Here is a 23,485-nt window from a genome sequence, read left to right as displayed (position 1 = left end):
GAAAGAAAAAGCTCTTAGTTTTAAGGGCTTTTACTTTTATAACCTACAATATCCCAGTAAATATTTACTTATTTGTTACTTCATTCCCGCGAAATCGGGAATCTATTCTAATGCTTGTATGATAGTTTCAGGTGGATTCCCGCTTTCGAGAGAATGACAGAAAAGTCCCGTTTGGGTTAATACCTTGGTAGAAACCCTATTTTTTTTCCTTATAATTTAGATAGAATAAAATCTAAGTCTTTGTAACAAACAGCAGCATGGATTTAAATCAATCGACTCAAGGTAAAAGATACCTCTTCTTTATTACCCAGAATTACTCTTATGCCATATTGCGGCCACTACAAAGTGAGATCTTATTGCGTGGCGGAGAAGTAGCATGGTTTTTGATGGGTGAACAAGTATCCGCACATTATCTAAGAGCCAATGAAACTCAGTTAAAACAGGTGTCTCAGGTCAAAGCTTGGCAGCCCGACGCCTGCTTCGCACCTGGCAATGTACTTCCTAATTTTTTCCCTGGAAAGAAAATCGCACTTTTTCATGGCTTTAACGTTACCAAACGAGTGCAAAAAAATGGCCTTTCTACCCATTTTAAAATAAGAGGCTGTTTTGATCTTTACTGCACCCAAGGCCCCAACACCACCAAAACCTTCCAGCAACTCGCTAATGAGCATGGCTACTTTAAAGTGCAAGAAACTGGCTGGAGCGCAATGGATCCTTTATTTAAACCCAGCAAAGATAATCCTTACTTAGCTGAGCAAGATCCTCGCCCAACGCTGCTAGTCTGTTCTACTTTTTCGCATCGGTTAAGCTTGGCACCGCGCTTATATCAACAGATAAAAGATTATAGCCAGTCGGGAAAATGGCGAATTTTGGTTCAATTTCACCCCAAGATGGCAAAAGAGATTGTCAGCCAATATCAAGAATTACAAAATGATAACTTAACTTTTGTGGAAACCGATAACGTCATTCCTTTATTGCAAGCAGCTGACGTGATGTTATGCGATACCTCGTCGGTGTTGCTGATGTTTTTGCTCCAGCGAAAACCTGTAGTGACCTTCCGTAATCAAGATCCACAGCCTCATTTACTGAATATTACCAAAGCAGATAAAGTTGAGGCGGCCATTGAGCAAGCTTTAACTCGGCCAGCCGAATTGATGAAAAAAATTGAAGACTACTGCCAAGAGTTACACCCTTATCAAGATGGTCTTTCAAGTCAGCGAGTATTAGCAGCAACCAATCAGCTGATAGGTGCTGATAATACTGAACTCAAATCCAAGCCATTAAACTTGATGCGCGAACTCAAAATACGAAAAAAACTAGGCTATTGGGGATGGTGAAAAACAAGTTTAAACAGAACTCTATAACTAAAAAGGCAGAATTATTATCTGCCTTTTTATTAATAACGCCGTGTATTTCTAAGTTTTATTAGAATAACACTGGACCATTTTCTTGTTCAGCCTTTGCCATACGCTCATCAGCTTCAACGGTTAGTTTATCCGTTAAACCGTCTTCAATTTCACGTAACGCAACCACTGTCGGCTTGTCATTATCCCATTCAACTTTCGGATCGTGGCCGCCGGTGGCGATTTGGCGCGCACGCTTCGCCGCCAACATAATTAAATCAAAACGGTTTCCAACTTTTTCTACCGCGTCTTGTACTGTTACTCGAGCCATAATTTACCTCTTACTTTTTTTACTAAATCTAAATTAAGTTGCGATTATTCGCCACTTAACAATTCGTTAATCAGTTCTCTGTATCGCAACTCTTGCTGTTGAACCCTTTGTCGTTCCGCCACAAAAATTGCCGCTAATTCATTTTTTGCAGTATCAAAATCATCATTAATGATCAAAAAATCATAACTGGCATACTGCTGCATCTCATTCCGCGCCGCTTGCATTCGCGAAGCGATCACCGCTTCACTATCTTGTCCGCGATGATTTAGTCGCTCCTGTAGTGCCGTTTTGGATGGCGGCAAAATAAAAATGCTACGACATGCGGGCATCAAATGACGCACTTGTTCGGCACCCTGCCAATCAATTTCCAGGATCACGTCTTGGCCTTGCGCTAACTGCTCTTCGAGCCACCAGCGGCTGGTGCCATAGTAGTTGCCAAATACTTGCGCGTGCTCTAAAAATGCATCTTGCTCGAGCATCGCTTGGAACTTTTCCAGCGCAACAAAATTATAATCAACACCATCTTCTTCACCCGGTCGCTGCGCTCGGGTGGTGGTGGACACCGATAATTTCAGCTCCGGCATTTGCGCCAAAACCGCTTTTAACAGGCTGGTTTTACCCGCGCCCGATGGCGCTGATACCACGTACAAAGTGCCTACGGCTTGAGCTTGATTGGTTGTATTGGCTGGTTGCTGCAACTAAAAACCCTTATTCCATATTTTGTACTTGTTCGCGCATCTGCTCGATCAACACCTTCATCTCGACCGCGCTGGCAGTAATATCCGAATGGATCGATTTGGAGCCTAAGGTATTGGCTTCGCGATTAAATTCTTGCATCAGAAAATCCAAACGGCGACCAATGGCACCACCTTTTGTCACCAAACGCTTGCACTCTTTAACATGAGTGGTCAGCCTATCTAACTCTTCGGCAACGTCAAGCTTTTGCGCCAACATCAGCATTTCTTGCTCGACTCGTTCAGAGTCCAATTCAAGCTGTGCTTCGGCAAAGCGACTTTGCAACTTGTCTTTCTGCCACGCCATCACTTCCGGCATTCTTGCCGCAACCTTGGCTACTTCTTGTTCGATACCGCCTAAGCGCTCTTCAATCATACGCGCTAGATCTTGGCCTTCACGCCCGCGAACCTCGATCAGCTGCGCTATCGCTTTTTCAAATAAAGCCCTGACATCCGCTTCCATCTGATCCGTATCAGCTTCTTCTTGCTGCAAAATATTTGGCCAGCGCATAATTTGCATCAGGTTCGGCGGCTGATTTTCTTGCGCCAACACTTGCAACTCTTGGTGCATAGTCAATAACTGTTGCGCCAAGTCTTGATCCAACTTCATATTGGCAGCAGCGGCATTGTTATATTCGATGCGCAAACTGCACTCTAACTTACCACGGCTTAGTTGCTTACGAAGCTGATTTCTTAGCTCAAATTCTAAATGGCGGAAAGTTTCCGGCATCCGAAAATTCGGCTCTAAAAACCGTTGATTAACGGATTTTATTTCCCAAGTTAGGGTGCCCCAATCAGCTGCTAACTGCTGACGGGCGAAAGCGGTCATGCTTTTAACCATGCGTTCTCTCAATAATGACTAAAAATGTCTTTATATTTCAATCGTTTAACGCCGAACTCTGTTGGCTTTCGTTTTTTAGCCATTTTTTTCGGCATGAACCTTGAATTGTACCGATCTTAAAGGGATTTGGCGAGATCTAAGTACTTTCCTTTACTGTTATTAGATCAAAAACTTTGCTACATTTGCTGAAGCAATATAATTATAACTTAATGAAGGGACTATTATGGAATCACGTCAAGAGCAAAATAATAAAACAACGATATCTCCTAGCATCTTATTAATTATTGGAATATTTTTCCTACCTTACATATTTTCATGGTTTACCTTAAATGAGAAGTATTCATCATTAACAAAACTGCTATCCTTTTCTTGGACATTTATCTTATTAGTTATCTTTTTTAGCTTTAACCAAGATAGCAATCCAAACAGCACTATCAATAAACCTGACGCCATGAATACACCTGTAAACAATAAGAATCAATCTAATAAAATTAACAGTAATTCTTCAATTAAAAACAAATATGGGAATCAAGCTACTGAAAAAAACTGTAAAATAGATTTAACTTGCTGGGCGGAAAAGAATGATATTGAAGCAACCGTTCAATGCCAAAAATATGTTCCAAAGCTTGCAAAATACGATTATGAATGGACCGATGGAATGTTTGAAGTTAAATTTAGTCATTATAAATGGAAAAATAAAAGGAATGGAGTTATCACATATATAGGCGATAAAATAAAATTTCAAAATGGATTTGGGGCCTGGCAAAACTACATATATGAGTGCGACTTCAATCCCCACACCAAACAAGTTCTTGATGTCAGGGGACAACCTGGCCGGATTTAAAATTGAGCACGTCATTGCGAGTGAAGCGAAGCAATCTTTCAAAAGAATACAAGCTTTACAAAATTGCCGCGTTGCTAAGCTGCTCGCAATGACGGATACGATGTTAAGCCCATTTTTTAAGTGCTTTTACGTGAAATTTCTTTTTATCTTCTAATCTTAAAGCGGTCAGTTTGTTGCCCCAAACGCAGCCCGTATCGAGCGCATGCAGATTGGGGATCTTAACTTTGCCATTAAGTGCTGCCCAATGGCCAAACACTAGGCCGGTTTCTTGCAGTAATTCCTTGTGGAAAGCGTACCAAGGTTGGTATTTTTTATAGCGCTTGCTGGGCGCGCCTTTATGCGAAAAGTCCAAACTACCGTCAAGATGACAAAATCGCATTCGTGTCAAAGCATTGGTAGTAAAGCGTAAGCGTTTGGTTTTTTTAAGATTTTCGGACCAATTTCGAGGACTATTGCCATACATCTTGCTAAAAAATTTGATCCTTTGTTTTGGCTTTTGTAGCGCTTCTTCTAACTCGTAGGCGCTTGCTAAGGTTTGTTCCAGATCCCAACCAGGCGGCACACCAGCATGAGTCATTAAAAAACCCAAATCCCGATCGTAGTGCGCCATTGGTTGAGTAGTGAGCCAAGCCAACAGCTGATCGCAGCGATTCGAGGCGAGCAATTTGCTTAGTTTTTCTTTTTTATTAAAACGCCCACCCAGCTCATAAGTCGCCAATAAATGCAGATCATGATTGCCTAATACCACGATACAAGCGTCTTGGATGTCGTACAAAAACTCTAATACTTCTAATGACTTAGGGCCACGACAGATCAGATCGCCGGCCAGCCATAATTGGTCGCAATTGGGATTAAATTGTATTTTCTTTAGCAGTAATCGTAACTCGTGATAACAGCCTTGAATATCGCCTATCGCATAGGTCGCCATAAACTTCCTTTTCGCCATTCCAGCTTGGGCTGGAAGCGTCTAATGGTAACGGTATTTTCAGATATTCTAATGCAACAGGCCAGGAATACTCAGGCTGAAAGCCGGAATTGGCGCTTCGAATTCATCACCATCTTCGCCTTCCATTTTATAGCTGCCGTGCATACTGCCCATCGGCGTGGTTAACACAGCGCCACTGGAATATTCGTAGCTTTTGCCAGGCTCAATAAACGGCTGTTCGCCGACCACGCCTTGGCCTTTGACCTCGGTCACTTCACCGTTGGCATCGGTGATCAACCAATGGCGCGCATTAAGTTTAGCGCCGCTATCACCGGAGTTTGTGATACGAATGGTATATGCGAAAGCATAGCGTTCATTGTCAGGCTCGGATTGATCTGCAAGATATTTAGTCGCCACTTTTATTTGAAATTGATATTCATTCATATTCGATCACCATGGTCTCTTCTAGTATCTTTTCTTTCTAGTATGGTATCTAATCTCGCTCGACGCAAGCCTAGGTCTAGTATTCTAAGCTATGATATGATTCGCATGAAATTCAAGCACGCAATTTCAACAAGTTAGACGAATTTAGATATCCGTTTATTACAAATTAGAGATGTTAATATGTCAAAAACCGTTTTGGTGACTGGAGCCAGTTCTGGCTTTGGTTTAGCTACCGCCAAAGAATTCGCCGCCAAAGGCTACAAAGTTATTGCTGCCGCCCGCCGCAAAGACCGTTTACAACTGTTGCAGACGGAATTTCCGCAGCAGATCTTTGTGTTGCCGCTGGACGTGACTTCAGAGACGCAGATTGATCAAATGCTAGGCGCTTTGCCTGAAGATTTCACTCAAGTTGATATTTTAATTAACAATGCGGGGCTAGCTTTGGGTTTATCGCCAGCGCATGAAGCGGAGCTTGAGGACTGGCATCAGATGGTGGACACCAATATCAAAGGCTTATACCTGATGACCCGCAAGCTATTACCGCAAATGGTCGAACGCCAATCGGGGCACATCATCAATATCGGCTCGATCGCCGGAAACTACGCCTATCCGGGCGGCAATGCTTACGGCGCTACCAAGGCCTTTGTGAAGCAATTTAGTCGTAATTTGCGAGCGGATTTATTAGGAACTAACGTACGCGTTACCAATATCGAACCCGGTTTAGCTGAAACAGAATTTTCCTTAGTTCGCTTTCATGGCGACAAGGATAAAGCTGACAAGGTTTACCAGAACACGCAAGCCCTGACCGCCGAGGATATTGCCAATGCGGTGCTCTGGGCTGCCCAGCAACCAGCTCATGTTAATATCAACTCCATTGAACTGATGCCCACCAGTCAAGCTTGGGCTGCATTAGCAATCGATAAGGTTCAAGGTTAGTAGGGGTTACTTTAATCGGATTCCAAAGGACACCGTCAAATGCCAAGGAAACAACGTCCGCCCATTCATTTACTAGAAGTCTTTGAGGCAGCCGCTCGACTTGAAAGCTTCAAGCTAGCTGGCGAGGAATTACACATCAGTGCGTCGGCCGTTAGCCACCAAATTAAAAACCTAGAGCAGATTTTAGAGATACAACTATTCAAGCGAATTACCCGCGGGGTTAAAGTTACTAGGGCTGGGCGCGAGTACGCATTTGCTTTAAACAGTGCTTTTAGAAAGATCGATGAAGCCTCTAAACAATTTCTTAAACAACAGCAACAAACTCGAGTCAAAATCAGCATTATGCCGTCGCTGGCCAATAACTTGATCCATCCCAACTTGTCTCAGTTTAAGCAGCAACACCCCGACATAGCGCTTGAGATTGACTCTTGTGAAGAGCTTTCCGATCTTAATGATGATGAGATTGATTTTGCCATTCGTTATGGTTTTGGCGATTGGCCATCCTACCAATCGCAACTATTGCGCCGCTGTCATGGGGTTATTGTCGCCAGTCCAGAATTTCTTGAAGCGCATCCCATAACTCAGCCAGAAGATCTACAGCAGCTACCTTTGATCTGCCTTAATCAAGTGGAAAATGCTTGGTACGCTTTGGCAAAATCGTTAAAAATCAAAAACTTCAGTATCCAACATCCGCTTAATTACCACTCCTATGGGGCTGGCATTCAAGCTGCACAACAAGATCTCGGCTTAGCCACTGCAATTTATGAGCTGGAAAAAAACCTGATCGACAAACAGAAATTAGTTCCCGTTCTGGGTTATAAATCCGAATTAAATTCCGGAATATATTTAGTTCGCACAGCCAGCAAACCGCTATCCGCCGCCAGTAAACAAGTCTTGCAATGGCTAAAAATGCAAATAGCCTCGCTCTAGCCTCATGGTTGAATAAAATTCATCTATAACCCTTAGTATTATCCTTTTGTCGGCTTCTACACAATTAATTAGGCTATAAATGTTCCCGCACATTTTTATTGGAGTTAGCCATGATTCGTTTTTTGATAGGTCTGTTTGATTTGTTGCATTTAGCCGCTAATCTTGTTTTCTTTATTATTGTTGCCAACAGCACCTTGAAGCCGGCAGCCGCTTTTATCTATTTACCGCTTTTGCTGTTAACAATCTGGTCGCTGTTTTTTGCTCTACGCAGCTATCTGCAACGCTTGGCTGAAAACCAACACAGCGCTAAAAAGCCCGCTGCAGCTGTGTTAAAATCACCACTCACCAATTTATCGAGCTCTGCATGACCGTTTTATATCCGCTGCTAGCCATGGTCGCTTTGACCATTGTAGTTGCTTGTTTGATGTATTTTAGACGCATTAACTACATGAAATCTCATCGCATTCATCCGCAAAAAGTCGCCAATCGCGAGCAAGCTAAAGAGCTGTTAAAAGATAATCGCGCCTCGGATAACTATCTAAATTTGTTCGAAATGCCCGTTCTATTTTATGTCGCGGGTTTTGTTATCTTGTTCGCTAACCAAGGTACCAAGCTTTTAATTGCGCTGTTATGGGCTTATGTGGCTTTTCGAGTTGCCCACTCGCTTATCCATTGTACTTATAACATCGTGATGCACCGTTTCGGCGCCTTTATGTTGAGCGCTATTACCTTGCTCGCTATCTGGTTAATTCTAATTGTGCAAATTTTGTTTGGAATAAGTCTTTAATGAAAATTGATAAAAACTGTGTGGTCGAACTCGACTACAAATTAATGGATCTCAATAACCAAATCTGGGAGTCTTCGGATGAGGGCGGCCCTTGGGTATATTTACATGGGCATGGCGAGTTAATGCCAGCCCTAGAACAAGCCCTGATTGGCAAGGGGATTGGGCAAAAACTCAAACTACAGATGCAGCCTGAAGAAGCTTATGGACAGTATGAAGCGGATCTTTGTACCCAAGTGCCGCGCGAGGCTTTCGCCGAAGTACAAAACCTGACCGAAGGAATGCGGCTAGCGGCTGAAAACCAAGATGGCGTGCATGCAGTAACGGTAAAAAAAATTACCGATGAAACGGTGACCATTGATGCCAATCATCCCTTAGCAGGCCAAGCGGTCAAGGTCGAAGTTAAGATTCTTGCTGTGCGCGCCGCCAGTGATGAAGAAATCGCTCACGGTCATGTCCACCAACAAGGAACTTGTGGTCATTAATGGCTTATTACGGCGGCAAAATTCCTAACTCTAAAGCTGGTTACTCATTTCTGTTACTAAGAGCTTGGTCTTTAATCGCTGGATATTTTTTTATTGGTTCGTGCTACAAGAGGGCATTTCCTTATTTGCTTTGTTCTTTTTTATTCAACTGCTCTTATCATTTTTAGCAACAGACTGGTCTAAAGCAAGAGTATTCCTTACCAAAGGTATTATTATTTTAGGTTTCATATTTTTCTTTAAATGGCTAATTTTGCTTGGCATTCAACAAAAACCCATTGAGGCCTACTTCATCAGTCTATCGCTGACAGTACTTTTTTTTCGGTTTTTCCTACGCCATAGCCGCGCATTCTTTCTTAGACGCTGATGAACCTTCGATTTAACTAGCTCTATAACTCTACTTGACCGCTGAGAGTTTTTGACTTAATATATACGCATATCCATATATTAAGATGTGAAATGCCTTTAGAGATCCTTTTTAAATGTCTAGCAGAGCAAACTCGACTCAAGTGCATCATCTTGTTACTACAACATGACGAGCTTTGTGTTTGTGATCTAACCGAAATGCTACAGCTATCTCAGCCTAAAATTAGTCGCCATTTAGCGACGCTAAGGCTCAACGGCTTGGTACAAACTCAACGCAAAGAGCAGTGGATTTATTATCGACTTAGCGACCATTTAAGCTCCGGCACCAAGGCGATTTTAAAGTCTATCCAAGCCAATTACGACTTCACTAAAGATAAGCAAAAACTCGAGTGTTGCTAAGGAGTTTCTATGAAACGATTACATATCCATATCAGTGTTAGTGATTTGCAAAAAAGTAGCGAATTTTATAGTCAGCTTTTTGCACAAAAACCCAGTGTTGAAAAAGATGATTATGTGAAATGGCTACTCAATGATCCGCGACTTAACTTTGCCATTTCGAATCGCTCGACTAAGTTAGGACTCGATCACCTTGGGATCCAAGCAGAAAATGACGAAGAGCTTAGTGAAATAAAAAGCGCCATCGAACTGTCACAGGCTTCGCTAAAAGAAGAGCTTGGGACTAGCTGCTGCTACAGTAATTCGGATAAATACTGGACTTTAGATCCCGATGGCAATGCTTGGGAAGCTTTCCATAGTTTATCGGAAATTCCAACTTATGGCTTGGAGCAAAGCGATAGCGGCAAACAGGCTTGTTGTGCGCCAAACGAGCAAACATCCAACAAGCACACAGAGGCGGCCTGCTGCTGATGAAAACCTCAATTTTATTTCTCTGTACTGGAAATTCTTGCCGTAGCCAAATGGCTGAGGGTTGGGGCAGAGCCTTAAAAGCTGAAGAGTATGATTTTTATTCGGCTGGAATAGAAAAGCACGGGCAAAACCCTAACGCTATCTTAGTGATGACAGAAGCTGGGGTTGATATTTCTCAGCAGCAATCTCAAACCCTTGATGAACTTCCGATTCAAGAATTTGACTATGTGATTACCGTTTGCGGTCATGCTGATGAACACTGCCCTTACTTCCCAGCAAAAACCAAAATTATTCATCATGGTTTTGAGGATCCGCCGAGGATGGCTCAAGCTTTTGAAAACCAGCAAGAACAATTGGATTGTTATCGTAAGGTTAGGGATCAAATAAAAATTTTCGTTAAGGATATCAAAAACTACTTAGGGTAATTATTTCGGTTACCATCTGGCGCAGTTTTAAAGCGCTTGTAGGACCACTGATATTGCTGCGGGTGCTTTCGAATCAGCTTTTCTAGTTCAAGATTTAGTTGTGTTGCATAATCTTGCGGATCCAGCTGAATATCAATTTCTATTTTTGGCAAATAAATATCGTATTTACCTCTATCATTTTTAATTGCAGCGATCTGATAGAGGGCAGCACCGGATTTTGTTTGAACCTTTTGAATCAAATCCATAGTTTTAGCCGGCTGCCCAAAAAAAGGAGCAAAGACTCCACTATCACCACCAGGCTCTTGATCAGACAGCAAAGCTGCCACCTCACCAGCTTTTAAGGCTTTCAAAAAGTCTCTTAAGCCGCGCGCATCGCCAGGCACCATTTTGGTAGTATTTTTACCACGTCCTTCAGAAATAATTCTATCCAGCTCTTGGTATCTGGGCTTACGGTACATGCAAGTAAAGTCGAAACTCTTGCCCAAATAAAAAAGTGCGACCTCCCAATTGCCCAAGTGGCTACCAGTGATCAAAACGCCTTGCTGTTGAGCTAAGGTTTCTCGAATATCCTCTTCGCCATAAACCTTATCGATCCATGTTTCGATCGACGGATTGAGCCAGGCTTTGGCGATTTCAGGGGCAATCTTGAAAGTATGTTTTAAGCTACTTTTAGTTAGCGCAAGCTGATCTTTGGCGTTTTTTTCCGGGTAACAGCGCTGAATGTTGACTAAACTGACGCGGTAGGAGCGACTATTGAAAATCACTGCCAATTGAGCAAAGAAGGCCATCAACGGCTGAGTTATGCTCAGCGGTAATTTTGCAAATAACCAAATTAACCCATAGATCACACGGGTTTTTATGGGTTTAGATTCACTTTTTTTACTCATGAGCGACGGTTACGCAGGCTTAACATAAAAAATGCCAGCTTAGCTGGCATTTTGCAAATCATAATGATCTTATTTGGCTTTTTCTAGCGGAAGCTCATTTAATAATTTTTCGAGCTGATCATAGTTTTTAACGGTATATTTCTGGTTCACCACAAAACGTGGGAAGCTGGTTACCTTCAGATCTTTCGCCATCTTTTTTGCATGTTGAACTTTATTCGCTACTGCAAAAGAGTTATAAGCTTTCTCAAAATCAGCACTCGATACACCAGCGTTTTCAAAGACAGGGTATAAGTCACGCTTAGTACGAATAACTTGCTTATCACGATGCCATTGATTAAAAATGACCATGTGAACCTTGTCTAAAACCCCTAAAACTTCCGCGGCATAATAGCCTTGTGTTAGGTGTGGAACTTGCGACATATAAACCGGCATTTGCACAAACTCAACGTCAGCAGGCTTACCTTCAACCCATTTATGGACAAAGCCTTCCATAGTGTAGCAATGTGGACAAGTATAAGAGAAAAACTCTATCACCTGTGGTTTGCTAATACCTTTAGCGCCAGCGATTGTTTCATAATCTTTGCCTTCTTTATATTTGCTGGCAACTGCTTGCGGACTCTCCGCACAGGCTAGCTGCGTTAATGCTACAAAAGATAAAGCTGCAAAAAAAACCGTTTTTAATTTCATTTCGACCTCTTAAATCTATTAAATCGTTACTCAACCGTTACCGATTTCGCCAAGTTTCTCGGCTGATCGACATCCGTGCCTTTAATCACCGCAACATAGTAAGACAATAATTGTAAAGGAATTGTATAGACTATGGGAGCGGTAATCTCATATTTACTTTTTACTGACAATACCGTTATACCATCAGTTTCCTGAATTTTAGCTGACTCATCAGCAAATACGAACAGCTTGCCACCTCGAGAGCGAACCTCTTCAATATTAGACTTTAATTTTTCCAATAAATTATCATTTGGCGCTACCACCACAATCGGCATCTCTTTATCAATCAGCGCCAAAGGGCCGTGTTTCAACTCGCCTGCCGCATACGCTTCCGCATGGATATAGGAAATTTCCTTAAGCTTTAAAGCGCCTTCCATTGCGATAGGATACTGCTGGCCACGCCCCAGGAAAAGCGTATGGTGTTTTTCCGCAAACCGCTTGGATAATTGGTCAATTTCTTTGGCTTGCTCCAAAGCTTCTTGGATTTCATGCGGCAAATGTTCCAAAGCAATGGCAATTTCTTTTTCCTTTTCTTCAGACAAACCTTTAGCTTTGGCAATTGAAACCATAAGCAATAATAAAGAAACCAATTGCGCGGTAAACGCTTTGGTAGAGGCCACCCCAATTTCGGTGCCAGCGCGGGTGATCAGAGTAAAATCTGATTCGCGCACCATCGAAGAAGCAGGGGAGTTACAAACGGTTAAGCTGGCTAAATAATTTTCCGTTTTAGCTTTTTTCAAGGCCGCCAAAGTATCGGCAGTTTCGCCCGATTGGGAAATCGTAATAAATAAACTGTTAGGCAGGACGGCGGTTTTACGGTAGCGGTATTCGCTGGCAATCTCCACCAAGCAGGGAATACCAATCACATCTTCAACCCAATATTTTGCAACCATCGCCGCATGGTAAGAAGTACCGCAAGCAATAATTTGTAGAACATCCGTTTGCTCAAAAACCTTATTCGCATTCTCGCCTAAAGTTTCTACAAAAATTTTATGGTTAACCAACCGGCCTTCTAGCGATTCAGTGACCACTTGCGGCTGCTCATAAATTTCTTTGAGCATAAAGTGACGATAGTGGCCTTTGTCTACCGCATCATGCTGTATATCCGATACTTCAAAGCCGCGCTCTACGGCTTCACCATTGGCGTTTAAAATGGTTACGCTGGTTCTGGTGACTTGCGCCACTTCGCCTTCTTCTAGATATAAAAACTCACGGGTGACGGGCAATAGTGCTAACTGATCCGAAGCAATAAAGTTCTCACCAATGCCTTTACCGATCACTAATGGTGAGCCTGAACGGGCAACTACCATTTTATCAGGCTGGCTAGCATCAATCGCGACAGTTCCATAAGCACCTTCGAGCCGTTTAGTAGCTGCCAACAAAGCTTGTAATAAAGAGTCGTGGCTCTGCATTTCATGGTGCAGCAAATGCGCCATTACTTCCGTATCGGTATCCGAATCAAAGTGGTAGCCTAAAGACTTAAGCTCGTCTCGCAGCTCATCATGATTTTCAATAATGCCGTTGTGGACCAAAGCAATATTATTTTTCGACATGTGCGGATGGGCGTTACGTTCGCTTGGCTCGCCATGAGTCGCCCAACGAGTATGGGCAATGCCTAAACCGCCATGAATAGGGTTGTTTTCTAGCGCGGTGTCTAACTCAGCCACTTTTCCTAAGCGACGGATTCTTTGAATACCTTTGTTTTCGGAATCGTACAAAGCCACTCCCGCAGAATCATAACCGCGGTACTCTAATCGTTTTAAACCTTCAACCAAAATCTGGCTAACATCACGCTGCGCAATCGCGCCTACAATGCCACACATTTATTTCTTATCCTCTTTAGCAATCTTCGTTGGTCGCTGCCAATCATCAAGATGCTTTTGTTTCACTCGGCTTATCACCAAATTCTCAGCTGGCACATCTTTGGTCACGGTCGTTCCCGCGCCCACTGTAGCCATTTTTCCAATCGTCACTGGTGCAACCAATTGCGAATCTGAGCCAATAAAGGCGCCATCTTCAATTAACGTTTGGTACTTGTTAACCCCATCATAATTACAGGTAATAACACCAGCACCAATATTCACTTGCTCGCCAACCTTGGCATCGCCAATATAAGCCAGATGGCTAGCTTTACTGCCTTTACCAAGGGTGGTCTTTTTTGTTTCCACAAAATTGCCAATAAAAGCTTCATCTTTAAGCTCAGTATTCGGACGAATTCGGGCAAAAGGGCCTATCTGGCAATCACGGCCAATCTTGGCGCCGTCGATCATACTATTAGCTTTAACATGAGTACCTTGACCAATTACACAATCCTTCAATATCACGTTAGCGTCTATTTGAGCACCCGTTTCGATGGTAACTTTGCCTTCAACAATTACATTCAAGTCGATTAAGACATCAGATGCGCAATCAAGTTCACCACGAATATCCAAACGGTTAGGATCGATCAGAGTAACGCCTTGCGCCATCAGGGTTTCAGCTTTTGATAACTGGTAAGCACGCTCCAAGGTCGCTAACTGTATTCGGCTATTAACCCCTTCTACTTCAATGGCCGAACTCGGATGACTAGCAATAACTCCACCTTGGCTCGCGGCCATGGCGATAGTGTCCGTTAAATAATATTCGCCTTGGGCATTGTTATTATCGATATTTTTTAGCCAAGCACTTAAATCCGAAGCTTTAGCCGCTAGAATCCCTGTATTGACTTCATTAATCAGCAGCTGATCGCTATTAGCATCTTTCTGCTCAACAATAGCTACCACCTCATCTTGCGCGTTGCGTACGATGCGGCCATAACCTTGTGGATTATCTAACATTACGGTTAATAAGCTGATGCCTGAATCGGGGATCTGTTGGCATAAATCTGCCAGCGTTTGCGGCTCAATTAGCGGCACATCGCCATACAACACCAACACCTCATTACTCGAGTTGATCAAAGGTAGCGCTTGATCCACCGCATGACCAGTGCCGAGCTGCTGTGTTTGCTTCGCGATATCTACGCTTTGCTTTGCTAGTGCATCGCGAACCCGGCTGATACCATGTCCGGCAACCACCACAATTTGTTCGGCATTTAACTTATTTGCAGCATCAATCACATGCTGCAACATGGGTTTACCAGCGATAGGGTGCAAGACTTTTGGCATACTCGATTGCATCCGAGTACCTTTACCTGCAGCTAAAATAACGACACTTAAGCCCATCTCAAGGTTTCCTTCTTAAAAAAACTGCCTAAACCATAATAAAAAAGGGCAGCCTAAGCTACCCTTTAGAACACAGATTGTTAGATTTTCACCTAAAATCAGTTACTTGCCAGCTTTTTTCTTGATAGAACGCAAAGTTCTAAGCTGAGCAACCGCTGCTGCCAATTCAGCCGCAGCTTTTGAGTATTCGATTTCTGAAGTTTGATCGGCCAAAGCTTCACGCGCGTGTTTCTCCGCTTCAATCGCTTTTGCTTCATCAACATCTTCTGCTCGAACTGCCGTATCCGCCAATACCGTCACTTGGTGTGGTTGGATCTCCAACATACCGCCCGAAACGTAGAAGAATTCTTCTTCGCCGCCAGGCATAGTGACTTTAATTGGGCCAGGATTCAGCGAAGTTAGTAAGGGCGCGTGACCTGGTTCTACACCAAGCTCACCCAAGTCGCCAGTTGCGATCAAACGCTCGACACGACCTGAGAAAATTTCGCTCTCTGCACTAACTATGTCTAAATGTACTGTCATCGCCATATTAACTCCCGTTCTTCTATGCGAAGGGGGTCAATCCAAGCCTAGGCTTAGATTGACTTAGCTTTCTCAACAGCTTCTTCGATTGAGCCAACCATGTAGAAGGCTTGCTCTGGAAGGTGATCGTACTCACCGTTCAAGATACCTTTAAAGCCAGAAATGGTGTCTTTCAAAGAAACATACTTACCAGGTGCGCCTGTGAATACTTCAGCTACGAAGAAAGGCTGTGATAAGAAACGTTGAATCTTACGAGCACGAGATACAGTTTGCTTATCTTCTTCCGAAAGCTCGTCCATACCAAGAATCGCGATAATATCTTTCAATTCTTTATAACGTTGTAATACACCTTGAACGCCACGTGCTACTTCATAGTGCTCATTACCAATTACTAATGGATCTAATTGACGAGAAGAAGAATCAAGTGGGTCAATCGCAGGGTAAATACCTAACTCAGCGATTTGACGAGATAATACAACCGTTGCATCCAAGTGAGCGAAGGTAGTCGCTGGCGATGGATCCGTTAAGTCATCCGCAGGTACGTATACCGCCTGGATCGAAGTAATCGAACCCGTCTTAGTCGAGGTAATACGCTCCTGAAGTACACCCATCTCTTCGGCAAGAGTAGGCTGGTAACCTACCGCTGATGGCATACGACCTAGCAGTGCAGAAACTTCCGTACCCGCTAGTGTATAACGATAGATGTTGTCGATGAATAATAGTACGTCACGACCTTCATCACGGAATTTTTCCGCCATCGTCAAACCAGTCAATGCAACGCGCAAACGGTTACCCGGTGGTTCGTTCATCTGACCATAGACTAGTGATACTTTGTCGATTACGTTTGAGTCAGTCATTTCGTGATAGAAATCGTTACCCTCACGAGTACGCTCACCAACACCTGCGAATACTGAGAAACCTGAGTGCTCAATCGCGATGTTACGAATCAATTCCATCATGTTTACGGTTTTACCAACACCGGCACCACCAAATAGACCAACTTTACCACCCTTAGCGAATGGACAAACCAAGTCGATTACTTTAATACCCGTTTCTAACAATTCGTTAGCAGGTGCTAATTCTTCTAATGAAGGTGCTTTACGGTGAATAGCCATACGCTCTTGTTCACCGATAGGACCTTTCATGTCGATTGGGTTGCCCAATACGTCCATGATGCGGCCTAGGGTTTCTTGACCCACAGGTACTTGAATTGGCGCGCCAGTATTCTTGGCTTCTAAACCACGACGTAAACCTTCTGATGAACCCATCGCAATACAACGAACAACACCATCACCTAACTGCTGTTGAACTTCTAGCGTTAGCTCTTTGCCATCAATTGTTAATGCGTCATATACCTTAGGAACACTATCACGCGGGAACTCTACGTCGATAACCGCGCCGATAATTTCTACAATGTTACCTGTGCTCATATTGATTTCCTCAATCTTAAGCTTATAAAAACTTTTATTAAAACCTGTTTAGCTGTCAGTGTCAGCGGAGGTGAAAAGCTGCTTATACAGCCGCTGCACCTGCACTAATTTCTGCCAACTCTTGAGTAATTGCTGCTTGACGAGCTTTGTTGTAAACCAACTCCAGATCATCAATCAAATCACCGGCGTTATCGGAAGCGGCTTTCATCGCTACCATTCGCGCGGCTTGTTCACATGCAATATTCTCAACCACTGCTTGATATACCTGTGACTCAATGAAACGAATCATTAATTTATCCAAAAGCGGCTTCGCTTCTGGCTCATAGATATAATCCCAATGATGTTTTAACTCTTCTTCTTCACCCACCGGCAATGGCAATAACTGCTCAACCGTTGGATCTTGAGTCATAGAGTTAACAAACTCATTGGATACCACGAATAAACGATCAATACGCCCTTCGTCGTAAGCATCAAGCATTACTTTTACTGAACCGATTAAATCTTCAATCTCTGGCGTATCACCCAAGTTTGAAGTTTTTGCTACTACGCTGCCACCGAACTTGCGGAAGAATGAAGTAGCTTTGCTGCCGATTAAGCACAAGTCAATTTCGATGTCTTTTTCAGACCAGGTTTGCATGTCTGATAAAGCTTGCTTGAACAAGTTAATGTTCAAACCGCCACACAAACCACGATCCGTTGAAACAACGATATAACCTACGCGCTTGATGTCTCTTTCTGAGATATAAGCGTGACGGTATTCTGGAGTACCTTGTGCAATGTGCTTGATCACATTACGGACTTTCTCGGCATAAGGACGAGAAGAAGCCATGCGATCTTGCGCTTTACGCATTTTACTCGCTGCCACCATTTCCATGGCAGAAGTAATCTTTTGCGTATTTTTAATCGACCCAATTTTGGTACGAATTTCTTTAGCGCCTGACATACTCTTTTCCAGTTAGTCTTGTTAATTCAACAAATCGGTATTCTCTTTAAGCACCAAGAGCGCTTTTTAAAAACGCTCTTGATCTTAAAAAACCTACCAAGTTTGCGTCGCTTTAAACTTAGTTACTGCTTCTTCTAACAGACCAGCAACGTCGTCGTTGTAATCACATTTTTCGTTGATGTCTTTCATCAAGTCGCCGTGTTGGTTACGGAAGTAATCCAATAAAGCCGACTCGAAATCACCAACTTTCGAGATTTCAACGTCTTGTAAGTGACCTTTCTCAGCTGCGTATAGAGAAACTGCCATCTCGGCTACTGACAATGGAGCATATTGATTTTGCTTCATTAATTCAGTTACCCGCTGACCGTGCTCTAATTGGGCACGAGTTGCGTCATCAAGATCCGATGCGAACTGAGCGAATGCCGCCAATTCACGATACTGAGCCAATGCTAGACGTACACCACCACCAAGCTTCTTAATGATCTTAGTCTGTGCTGCACCACCAACACGCGATACCGAAAGACCCGCGTTAACCGCAGGACGGATACCGGCGTTGAAAAGATCCGTTTCTAAGAAAATCTGACCATCGGTAATCGAGATTACGTTGGTTGGTACGAATGCCGATACGTCACCCGCTTGCGTTTCAATGATAGGCAATGCGGTCAATGAACCGGTTTGACCTTTAACTTCACCCTTAGTGAAAGCTTCTACATAGTCAGCGTTAACACGCGCCGCACGCTCAAGTAAGCGTGAGTGCAAGTAGAATACGTCACCTGGGTAGGCTTCACGACCTGGCGGACGACGAAGCAACAATGAGATTTGACGGTAAGCCCAAGCTTGCTTGGTTAAATCATCATATACGATCAAGCCATCTTCACCGCGATCACGGAAGTATTCACCCATCGTACAGCCTGAGAAAGGCGCGATGAATTGTAATGCCGCCGCGTCAGAAGCCGAAGCTGCAACCACGATTGTGTGGTCCATAGCGCCGTGCTCTTCTAATTTACGAACGATACCCGCAATGGTTGAGGCTTTTTGACCAACCGCTATGTAGACACAGACAACGCCAGTGCCTTTTTGGTTGATGATAGCGTCAACAGCGATCGCTGTTTTACCCGTTTGACGGTCACCAATAATCAACTCACGTTGACCACGACCAACAGGAATCATCGCATCGATAGATTTGATACCGGTTTGTACTGGTTGATCAACCGATTGACGTTCAATTACACCAGGAGCAATCTTTTCGATTGCTGATGTGCCGTCATTCTCGATTGGGCCTTTGCCGTCGATGGGGTTACCCAAAGCGTCAACAACACGACCTAATAGACCACGACCTACTGGTACTTCCAAGATACGGCCAGTACATTTGGCTGTCATACCTTCTACGATATCGGTGTAATCACCCAACACTACCGCACCAACAGAGTCACGCTCTAGGTTTAATGCCATACCGTATTTGCCGCCTGGTAATTCAATCATCTCACCAGCCATTACGTCGGCTAAACCGTGAATACGTAAAATACCGTCAGAAACGCTGACGATAGTACCTTCGTTGCGAGCTTCAGAAACCACTTCGAACGAGTCGATGCGATCTTTGATTAGCTCACTGATTTCAGATGGATTCAGTTGCACACTCATGCCTGTTCCTCTACTTAAGCTCTTAGACTTTCGGAAAGCTTGTCGAGCTTACCGCGTACCGATCCGTCAATAACCATATCGTCAGCTCGGATAACCAAACCGCCAATTAATGACTCATCGATTCTAGTTTCAATATTTACTTTGCGACCAAGTTTCGCCGTTAGTTTTTCAACTAAACGTTGTAGCTGTTCATCGCTCAAAGGATTCGCTGAGATAACTTCAACTTCTGCTGCTTTCTCATACTCCGCCTTTAGAACTTCGAAACGCTGCTTAATAGCAGGCAGCGCTTCAAGACGATGATTGCGAGCCAGTAACTTGATAAAGTTTTCGACCTTATCCGATACTTTGCCTTCACCGATTTTTAGCAACACATTGCCTTTTTCTTCAGAAGAAAGGGCAGGGTTACTAATCACTGCTGCAACTTGTTTATTGCTGGCGACTTGAGCAGCAAAATCCAATGCGTTAGCCCAATCAGCAACTTTGCTGTTAGCTAGCGCATATTCAAATGCTGCTTTAGCGTATGGTCGTGCGATTGTCGTCAACTCAGCCATAATAGTTCCTTATAGCCTTACAGCTCTTTAACTAACTTGTCGAACAAGTCGTTATTAGCTGATTCGTCAATACTACGCTCGATAACTTTCTCTGCGCCAGCTACTGCTAGAGTAGCGACTTTAGAGCGAAGCTGTTCGCGTGCACGATTAACTTCTTGGTCGATTTCAGCCATAGCGCCATTTTTGATCTTGTCCGCTTCAGAACGAGCATCGTCCTTAGCAGAGTCAACAATTTCAGCATGACGTTTTTTCGCTGAATCTACAATTTCCGCTGATTGAGTTTTAGCGTCGCGCAACATATCTGCTGCTTTTGCTTGTGCTAACTCAAGATCTTTAGCGCTTCTCTCAGAAGCGGCTAGACCTTCAGCGATTTTATCTTGACGTTCTTTGATAGCCGCCATAATCGGTGGCCATACAAACTTCATGCAGAACCACACAAAGCCGACAAAGAAAATCATATTAATAAATAGGGTAAAGTTAATATTCACTTCTCGCCCCTCCAGTTAGTTAGTCAAAATTACAGTTAAACCTGTCAAACCTGTCGGATTAACCGATCAAGGCTTGTAATTGACCAACATATGGGCTTGCGAATGTGAACCACATGCCGATACCGATACCGATCATGGTTACCGCGTCTAATAGGCCTGCTACTAGGAACATTTTAGTTTGTAGCATAGGCGCTAATTCTGGTTGACGAGCAGAAGCTTCCAGGAATTTACCCCCTAAAAGACCGAAGCCAATCGCAGTACCTAAAGCACCAAGACCTAAAATTAACAATACACCTAGTGCAGTGAACGCGAATAAAGTTTCCATTGTTTTCCTCCAATCGAGAAATAATAGTTAAATGTAAAAAAACAAAATATAAAAAGTAAAACTAAAACCTAATACTAATAACTGTTACCAGTGATTAGTGATCTTCATGCGCCATGCTTAAATAAACAATGGTTAACATCATGAAGATAAATGCTTGTAACACGATTACCAAAATGTGGAAGATTGCCCAAATCATATAAGCGATACCACCGCCAACAAAACCGCCGATGCCCGCACTCATAAGAACTGCAATCAAGATGAAGATTAACTCACCCGCATAAAGGTTACCGAACAAACGCAGTGCTAATGACACTGGTTTTGCTAGTAAACCAATTGACTCCATTAGGAAGTTCACAGGAATCAATAGGATTTGTACGAATTTGTTACTGCTCGAGAAAGGATGTAGCGTAAGCTCGCCAATAAAGCCGCCAAAACCTTTAACTTTAATCGAGTAGAAGATAATTAATAAGAAAACACCCAAGGATAAACTGAAGGTAATGTTGGCATCAGTAGATGGAACGACTTTCAAGTAGCTCGAGCCAGGCTCAGCGCCCATTGCCATCACATTAATCTTATCGGCCGCCCAAGGTAATAAATCTACCGGCACCAAATCCATTAAGTTCATCAAGAAGATCCAGACGAAAATGGTCAATGCTAACGGGGCAATTAAAGGGTTTTTGCCGTGGAAGGTGTCTTTGACTGATTTATCAACAAATTCAAAAATCATTTCAACGAATGACTGCCAGCGACCTGGGTTTTCAACTTTGGCATTTTTAGCTACGCGCCAGAAACCAAAACAGAACAAAGCACCTAATAAAAATGAAATCACTAAACTATCGACGTGAATCGTCCAAAAACCAGCGTCTTGACACTGATTCCAAACCCAACCTTCATCCGTTTTACAAACTTGAAGGTTTTGTAAATGGTGCTTGATATATTCAACACTGGTTTGATTTTCTGAAGATGCCATTACTTCTTTTAACCTGTAATAAATCGTCAAACTGACGGTTTAACCACCCAAGGCGCAAACCACTGCGATAGCACGATAATAGAAAAACCTATTAATAATGCCGCGGGCTGCACCGGTAATAATGTAAATACTGCTATCAAAAGCCCAATGGTTAACAGCAATTTAAGGCTTTCACCTATGGCAAAGTGCTTTTTCACTTCGCTCGCTGCTTGCGCTCCTGATTTACGAAAAACCATACTGGTAAAAACGAAATTGGCTACCACTACAATAAGGGCGCCAACCAATAAAGAAAGGGCAATTTGTTTTGATAATAATAATCCGAGCAAGCCTAAAATAATGCTGATGGCTAATTGGAGCTTAACCATTTTATAGGCTGCTTGGCGTTGCTTTTTGGCTATGGTTTGACTCATAGCTTGCCTTTTCTTCAATGCTCAACATTTTGCAATTTCTGTCCATTACTGGAGCTAACGCAAAAAATCGAGGCTTTCACCATTCATTCGGGCGGCAAGTATAAAGATTTCGGACACTTTTATCAACCAAAGGACTGCCACATTGCTGTTTTTTTTCGCGGGCGTTTAAGGCTCAAGCATTAGCAATTTTAATCACACAAAACCTAGTGTTTTATTCTTCTGATACCCCTAGATGTTGTAGGATCCCATCCAGCTCGTCCAAGCTATGGTAGTTGATCACCATCTTACCTTTGCCCTTATTACCGTGCTGAATTTCCACATTAGCGCCAATTTTCTCAGCAACCTGCTGTTCTAACGCTGAAATGTGGTGATCTTTTTCTTTTTTTGCCGCTTTGGGCTTAGGCTCATTAAGATTTCGTACCAATTTTTCAGTTTCACGCACCGTTAAGCCTTTAGCCACCACGACTTTAGCGGTATCGGTCTGCATCGAAGGCTCCAACGATAATAAAGCACGGGCATGCCCCATATCCAGATCGCCACGCTCCAACAGGGTTTTGCAATGCTCGGACAGTTGAAGTAAGCGCAATAGATTCGTCACGGTGGTACGGCTTTTGCCCACCGCATCCGCAGTTTGCTGCTGGGTAAGGCCAAATTCTTCCATCAAACGGTGCAAAGCATAAGCTTCTTCCATCGCGTTTAAGTCTTCACGCTGAATATTCTCAATCAGCGCCATCGCAATCGCCGCTTCATCCGGCACATCTTTTAGCAATACTGGCACCTGATGCAAGCCCGCCCTTTGTGCCGCACGCCAGCGGCGTTCGCCAGCAATAATCTCGTATTTATCTTTGGCTAGCGCCCGAATAACTATCGGTTGGATCATGCCTTGGGCTTTGATGGATTCAGCCAACTCATCCAAACCTTCTTCTGTCATCACTCGACGAGGTTGGTATTGGCCTGGCTGCAAATACTCGATCGGCATTTCGCGCAGCTCATTTTGCTCCGCTTCAGATCTAGCGCTGGCTGCTTTGCCCGTTTTCGCTTTTTTACTGACCGCGCCGCCTAGCAGCGCATCTAAGCCTTTTCCTAATCCTGGTTTACTCATAGTTTATCTGTATTTCCGTCATTGCGAGGAGTGATAAC

General features: G+C 43.4%; 29 protein-coding genes. 10 read left to right on the top strand and 19 right to left on the bottom strand.

From position 1 onward, the window contains the following. Nucleotides 1-257 precede the first annotated feature (257 nt). Nucleotides 258-1,337, top strand: coding sequence for a CDP-glycerol glycerophosphotransferase family protein (locus NFS34_RS03950; RefSeq protein ID WP_251358587.1), 1,080 nt, complete (start codon nt 258-260; stop codon nt 1,335-1,337). A gap of 88 nt (nt 1,338-1,425) precedes the next feature. On the opposite strand, the gene rpoZ is transcribed toward NFS34_RS03950, so the two are convergent. The 3 genes from rpoZ to NFS34_RS03935 are packed head-to-tail and all read right to left on the bottom strand — an operon-like array spanning nt 1,426 to nt 3,249. Beyond that, a complete protein-coding gene (gene rpoZ, locus NFS34_RS03945; RefSeq protein ID WP_251358586.1) occupies nt 1,426-1,674 on the bottom strand; it encodes a DNA-directed RNA polymerase subunit omega in 249 nt (82 codons plus the stop codon). 44 nt (nt 1,675-1,718) lie between these two features. Then, nucleotides 1,719-2,372 (bottom strand): guanylate kinase, encoded by a 654-nt coding sequence (gmk, locus tag NFS34_RS03940; protein WP_251358585.1) that lies wholly within the window; start codon nt 2,370-2,372, stop codon nt 1,719-1,721. A gap of 10 nt (nt 2,373-2,382) precedes the next feature. Beyond that, nucleotides 2,383-3,249, bottom strand: a complete 867-nt coding sequence (locus NFS34_RS03935; protein WP_251358584.1) for a YicC/YloC family endoribonuclease — start codon at nt 3,247-3,249, stop codon at nt 2,383-2,385. Between the two features lie 223 nt (nt 3,250-3,472). Here NFS34_RS03935 and NFS34_RS03930 point away from each other — a divergent pair, with 223 nt between their 5' ends. Beyond that, a complete protein-coding gene (locus NFS34_RS03930) occupies nt 3,473-4,093 on the top strand; it encodes a hypothetical protein (protein WP_251358583.1) in 621 nt (206 codons plus the stop codon). Nucleotides 4,094-4,196: 103 nt separating this feature from the next. Here the strand turns inward: NFS34_RS03930 and NFS34_RS03925 are convergent, their stop codons facing one another. Then, nucleotides 4,197-5,039, bottom strand: coding sequence for a symmetrical bis(5'-nucleosyl)-tetraphosphatase (locus NFS34_RS03925; RefSeq protein WP_251358582.1), 843 nt, complete (start codon nt 5,037-5,039; stop codon nt 4,197-4,199). A 48-nt stretch (nt 5,040-5,087) separates the two neighbouring features. Further along, nucleotides 5,088-5,462 (bottom strand): Co2+/Mg2+ efflux protein ApaG, encoded by a 375-nt coding sequence (apaG, locus tag NFS34_RS03920; RefSeq protein ID WP_251358581.1) that lies wholly within the window; start codon nt 5,460-5,462, stop codon nt 5,088-5,090. A gap of 180 nt (nt 5,463-5,642) precedes the next feature. Here apaG and NFS34_RS03915 point away from each other — a divergent pair, with 180 nt between their 5' ends. The 8 genes from NFS34_RS03915 to NFS34_RS03880 all read left to right on the top strand — a co-directional run bounded on the left by NFS34_RS03915 (nt 5,643) and on the right by NFS34_RS03880 (nt 10,252). After that, nucleotides 5,643-6,398, top strand: coding sequence for an SDR family oxidoreductase (locus NFS34_RS03915; RefSeq protein WP_251358580.1), 756 nt, complete (start codon nt 5,643-5,645; stop codon nt 6,396-6,398). A gap of 39 nt (nt 6,399-6,437) precedes the next feature. Further along, nucleotides 6,438-7,328, top strand: a complete 891-nt coding sequence (locus tag NFS34_RS03910) for a LysR substrate-binding domain-containing protein (RefSeq protein ID WP_251358579.1) — start codon at nt 6,438-6,440, stop codon at nt 7,326-7,328. A gap of 110 nt (nt 7,329-7,438) precedes the next feature. Next, complete coding sequence (locus NFS34_RS03905; RefSeq protein ID WP_251358578.1) at nt 7,439-7,696, top strand: hypothetical protein; 258 nt, start codon at nt 7,439-7,441, stop codon at nt 7,694-7,696. Beyond that, entirely contained in the window at nt 7,693-8,115 is a 423-nt protein-coding gene (locus tag NFS34_RS03900; protein ID WP_251358577.1) for an MAPEG family protein, read from the top strand. The genes NFS34_RS03905 and NFS34_RS03900 overlap by 4 nt, the downstream gene beginning before the upstream one ends. Continuing rightward, entirely contained in the window at nt 8,115-8,597 is a 483-nt protein-coding gene (locus tag NFS34_RS03895; RefSeq protein WP_251358576.1) for a peptidylprolyl isomerase, read from the top strand. Before NFS34_RS03900 ends, NFS34_RS03895 begins: the two co-directional genes overlap by 1 nt. A gap of 456 nt (nt 8,598-9,053) precedes the next feature. Beyond that, entirely contained in the window at nt 9,054-9,359 is a 306-nt protein-coding gene (locus NFS34_RS03890) for a metalloregulator ArsR/SmtB family transcription factor (protein WP_251358575.1), read from the top strand. Nucleotides 9,360-9,368: 9 nt separating this feature from the next. Further along, nucleotides 9,369-9,827: an ArsI/CadI family heavy metal resistance metalloenzyme gene (locus NFS34_RS03885; protein ID WP_251358574.1), complete on the top strand. Its 459-nt coding sequence runs from the start codon at nt 9,369-9,371 to the stop codon at nt 9,825-9,827. Further along, a complete protein-coding gene (locus NFS34_RS03880; protein ID WP_251358573.1) occupies nt 9,827-10,252 on the top strand; it encodes an arsenate reductase ArsC in 426 nt (141 codons plus the stop codon). The genes NFS34_RS03885 and NFS34_RS03880 overlap by 1 nt, the downstream gene beginning before the upstream one ends. Here NFS34_RS03880 and NFS34_RS03875 read toward each other — a convergent pair. The 14 genes from NFS34_RS03875 to NFS34_RS03810 all read right to left on the bottom strand — a co-directional run bounded on the left by NFS34_RS03875 (nt 10,240) and on the right by NFS34_RS03810 (nt 23,447). After that, complete coding sequence (locus tag NFS34_RS03875; protein WP_251358572.1) at nt 10,240-11,139, bottom strand: lysophospholipid acyltransferase family protein; 900 nt, start codon at nt 11,137-11,139, stop codon at nt 10,240-10,242. The genes NFS34_RS03880 and NFS34_RS03875 overlap by 13 nt on opposite strands. A gap of 69 nt (nt 11,140-11,208) precedes the next feature. Then, entirely contained in the window at nt 11,209-11,826 is a 618-nt protein-coding gene (locus NFS34_RS03870) for a thiol:disulfide interchange protein DsbA/DsbL (protein ID WP_251358571.1), read from the bottom strand. Nucleotides 11,827-11,852: 26 nt separating this feature from the next. Then, a complete protein-coding gene (gene glmS / locus NFS34_RS03865) occupies nt 11,853-13,688 on the bottom strand; it encodes a glutamine--fructose-6-phosphate transaminase (isomerizing) (protein ID WP_251358570.1) in 1,836 nt (611 codons plus the stop codon). After that, nucleotides 13,689-15,065 (bottom strand): bifunctional UDP-N-acetylglucosamine diphosphorylase/glucosamine-1-phosphate N-acetyltransferase GlmU, encoded by a 1,377-nt coding sequence (glmU, locus tag NFS34_RS03860; protein ID WP_251358569.1) that lies wholly within the window; start codon nt 15,063-15,065, stop codon nt 13,689-13,691. A 102-nt stretch (nt 15,066-15,167) separates the two neighbouring features. Next, the gene (locus tag NFS34_RS03855) at nt 15,168-15,593 is read right to left on the bottom strand and encodes a F0F1 ATP synthase subunit epsilon (protein WP_251358568.1); all 426 of its coding nucleotides are present in this window, start codon (nt 15,591-15,593) and stop codon (nt 15,168-15,170) included. Nucleotides 15,594-15,640: 47 nt separating this feature from the next. Further along, complete coding sequence (gene atpD / locus NFS34_RS03850; protein ID WP_251358567.1) at nt 15,641-17,017, bottom strand: F0F1 ATP synthase subunit beta; 1,377 nt, start codon at nt 17,015-17,017, stop codon at nt 15,641-15,643. A gap of 82 nt (nt 17,018-17,099) precedes the next feature. Then, nucleotides 17,100-17,960: a F0F1 ATP synthase subunit gamma gene (gene atpG / locus NFS34_RS03845; protein WP_251358566.1), complete on the bottom strand. Its 861-nt coding sequence runs from the start codon at nt 17,958-17,960 to the stop codon at nt 17,100-17,102. Between the two features lie 93 nt (nt 17,961-18,053). Beyond that, entirely contained in the window at nt 18,054-19,601 is a 1,548-nt protein-coding gene (atpA, locus tag NFS34_RS03840) for a F0F1 ATP synthase subunit alpha (protein ID WP_251358565.1), read from the bottom strand. A 14-nt stretch (nt 19,602-19,615) separates the two neighbouring features. After that, a complete protein-coding gene (locus tag NFS34_RS03835) occupies nt 19,616-20,152 on the bottom strand; it encodes a F0F1 ATP synthase subunit delta (RefSeq protein ID WP_251358564.1) in 537 nt (178 codons plus the stop codon). A 17-nt stretch (nt 20,153-20,169) separates the two neighbouring features. Then, a complete protein-coding gene (locus NFS34_RS03830; protein WP_251358563.1) occupies nt 20,170-20,640 on the bottom strand; it encodes a F0F1 ATP synthase subunit B in 471 nt (156 codons plus the stop codon). 58 nt (nt 20,641-20,698) lie between these two features. Further along, complete coding sequence (atpE, locus tag NFS34_RS03825; protein ID WP_251358562.1) at nt 20,699-20,965, bottom strand: F0F1 ATP synthase subunit C; 267 nt, start codon at nt 20,963-20,965, stop codon at nt 20,699-20,701. A 94-nt stretch (nt 20,966-21,059) separates the two neighbouring features. After that, the gene (atpB, locus tag NFS34_RS03820; protein WP_251358561.1) at nt 21,060-21,935 is read right to left on the bottom strand and encodes a F0F1 ATP synthase subunit A; all 876 of its coding nucleotides are present in this window, start codon (nt 21,933-21,935) and stop codon (nt 21,060-21,062) included. Nucleotides 21,936-21,961: 26 nt separating this feature from the next. Next, a complete protein-coding gene (locus NFS34_RS03815) occupies nt 21,962-22,345 on the bottom strand; it encodes an ATP synthase subunit I (RefSeq protein ID WP_251358560.1) in 384 nt (127 codons plus the stop codon). A 211-nt stretch (nt 22,346-22,556) separates the two neighbouring features. Beyond that, complete coding sequence (locus NFS34_RS03810; RefSeq protein WP_251358559.1) at nt 22,557-23,447, bottom strand: ParB/RepB/Spo0J family partition protein; 891 nt, start codon at nt 23,445-23,447, stop codon at nt 22,557-22,559. Between the last annotated feature and the right edge of the window lie 38 nt (nt 23,448-23,485).

The organism is Kangiella sp. TOML190 (assembly GCF_023706045.1).
Lineage (GTDB): Bacteria > Pseudomonadota > Gammaproteobacteria > Enterobacterales > Kangiellaceae > Kangiella.
Note: the sequence above shows the minus strand (reverse complement) of the source record. Positions and strands in the feature narration are given on the sequence as shown.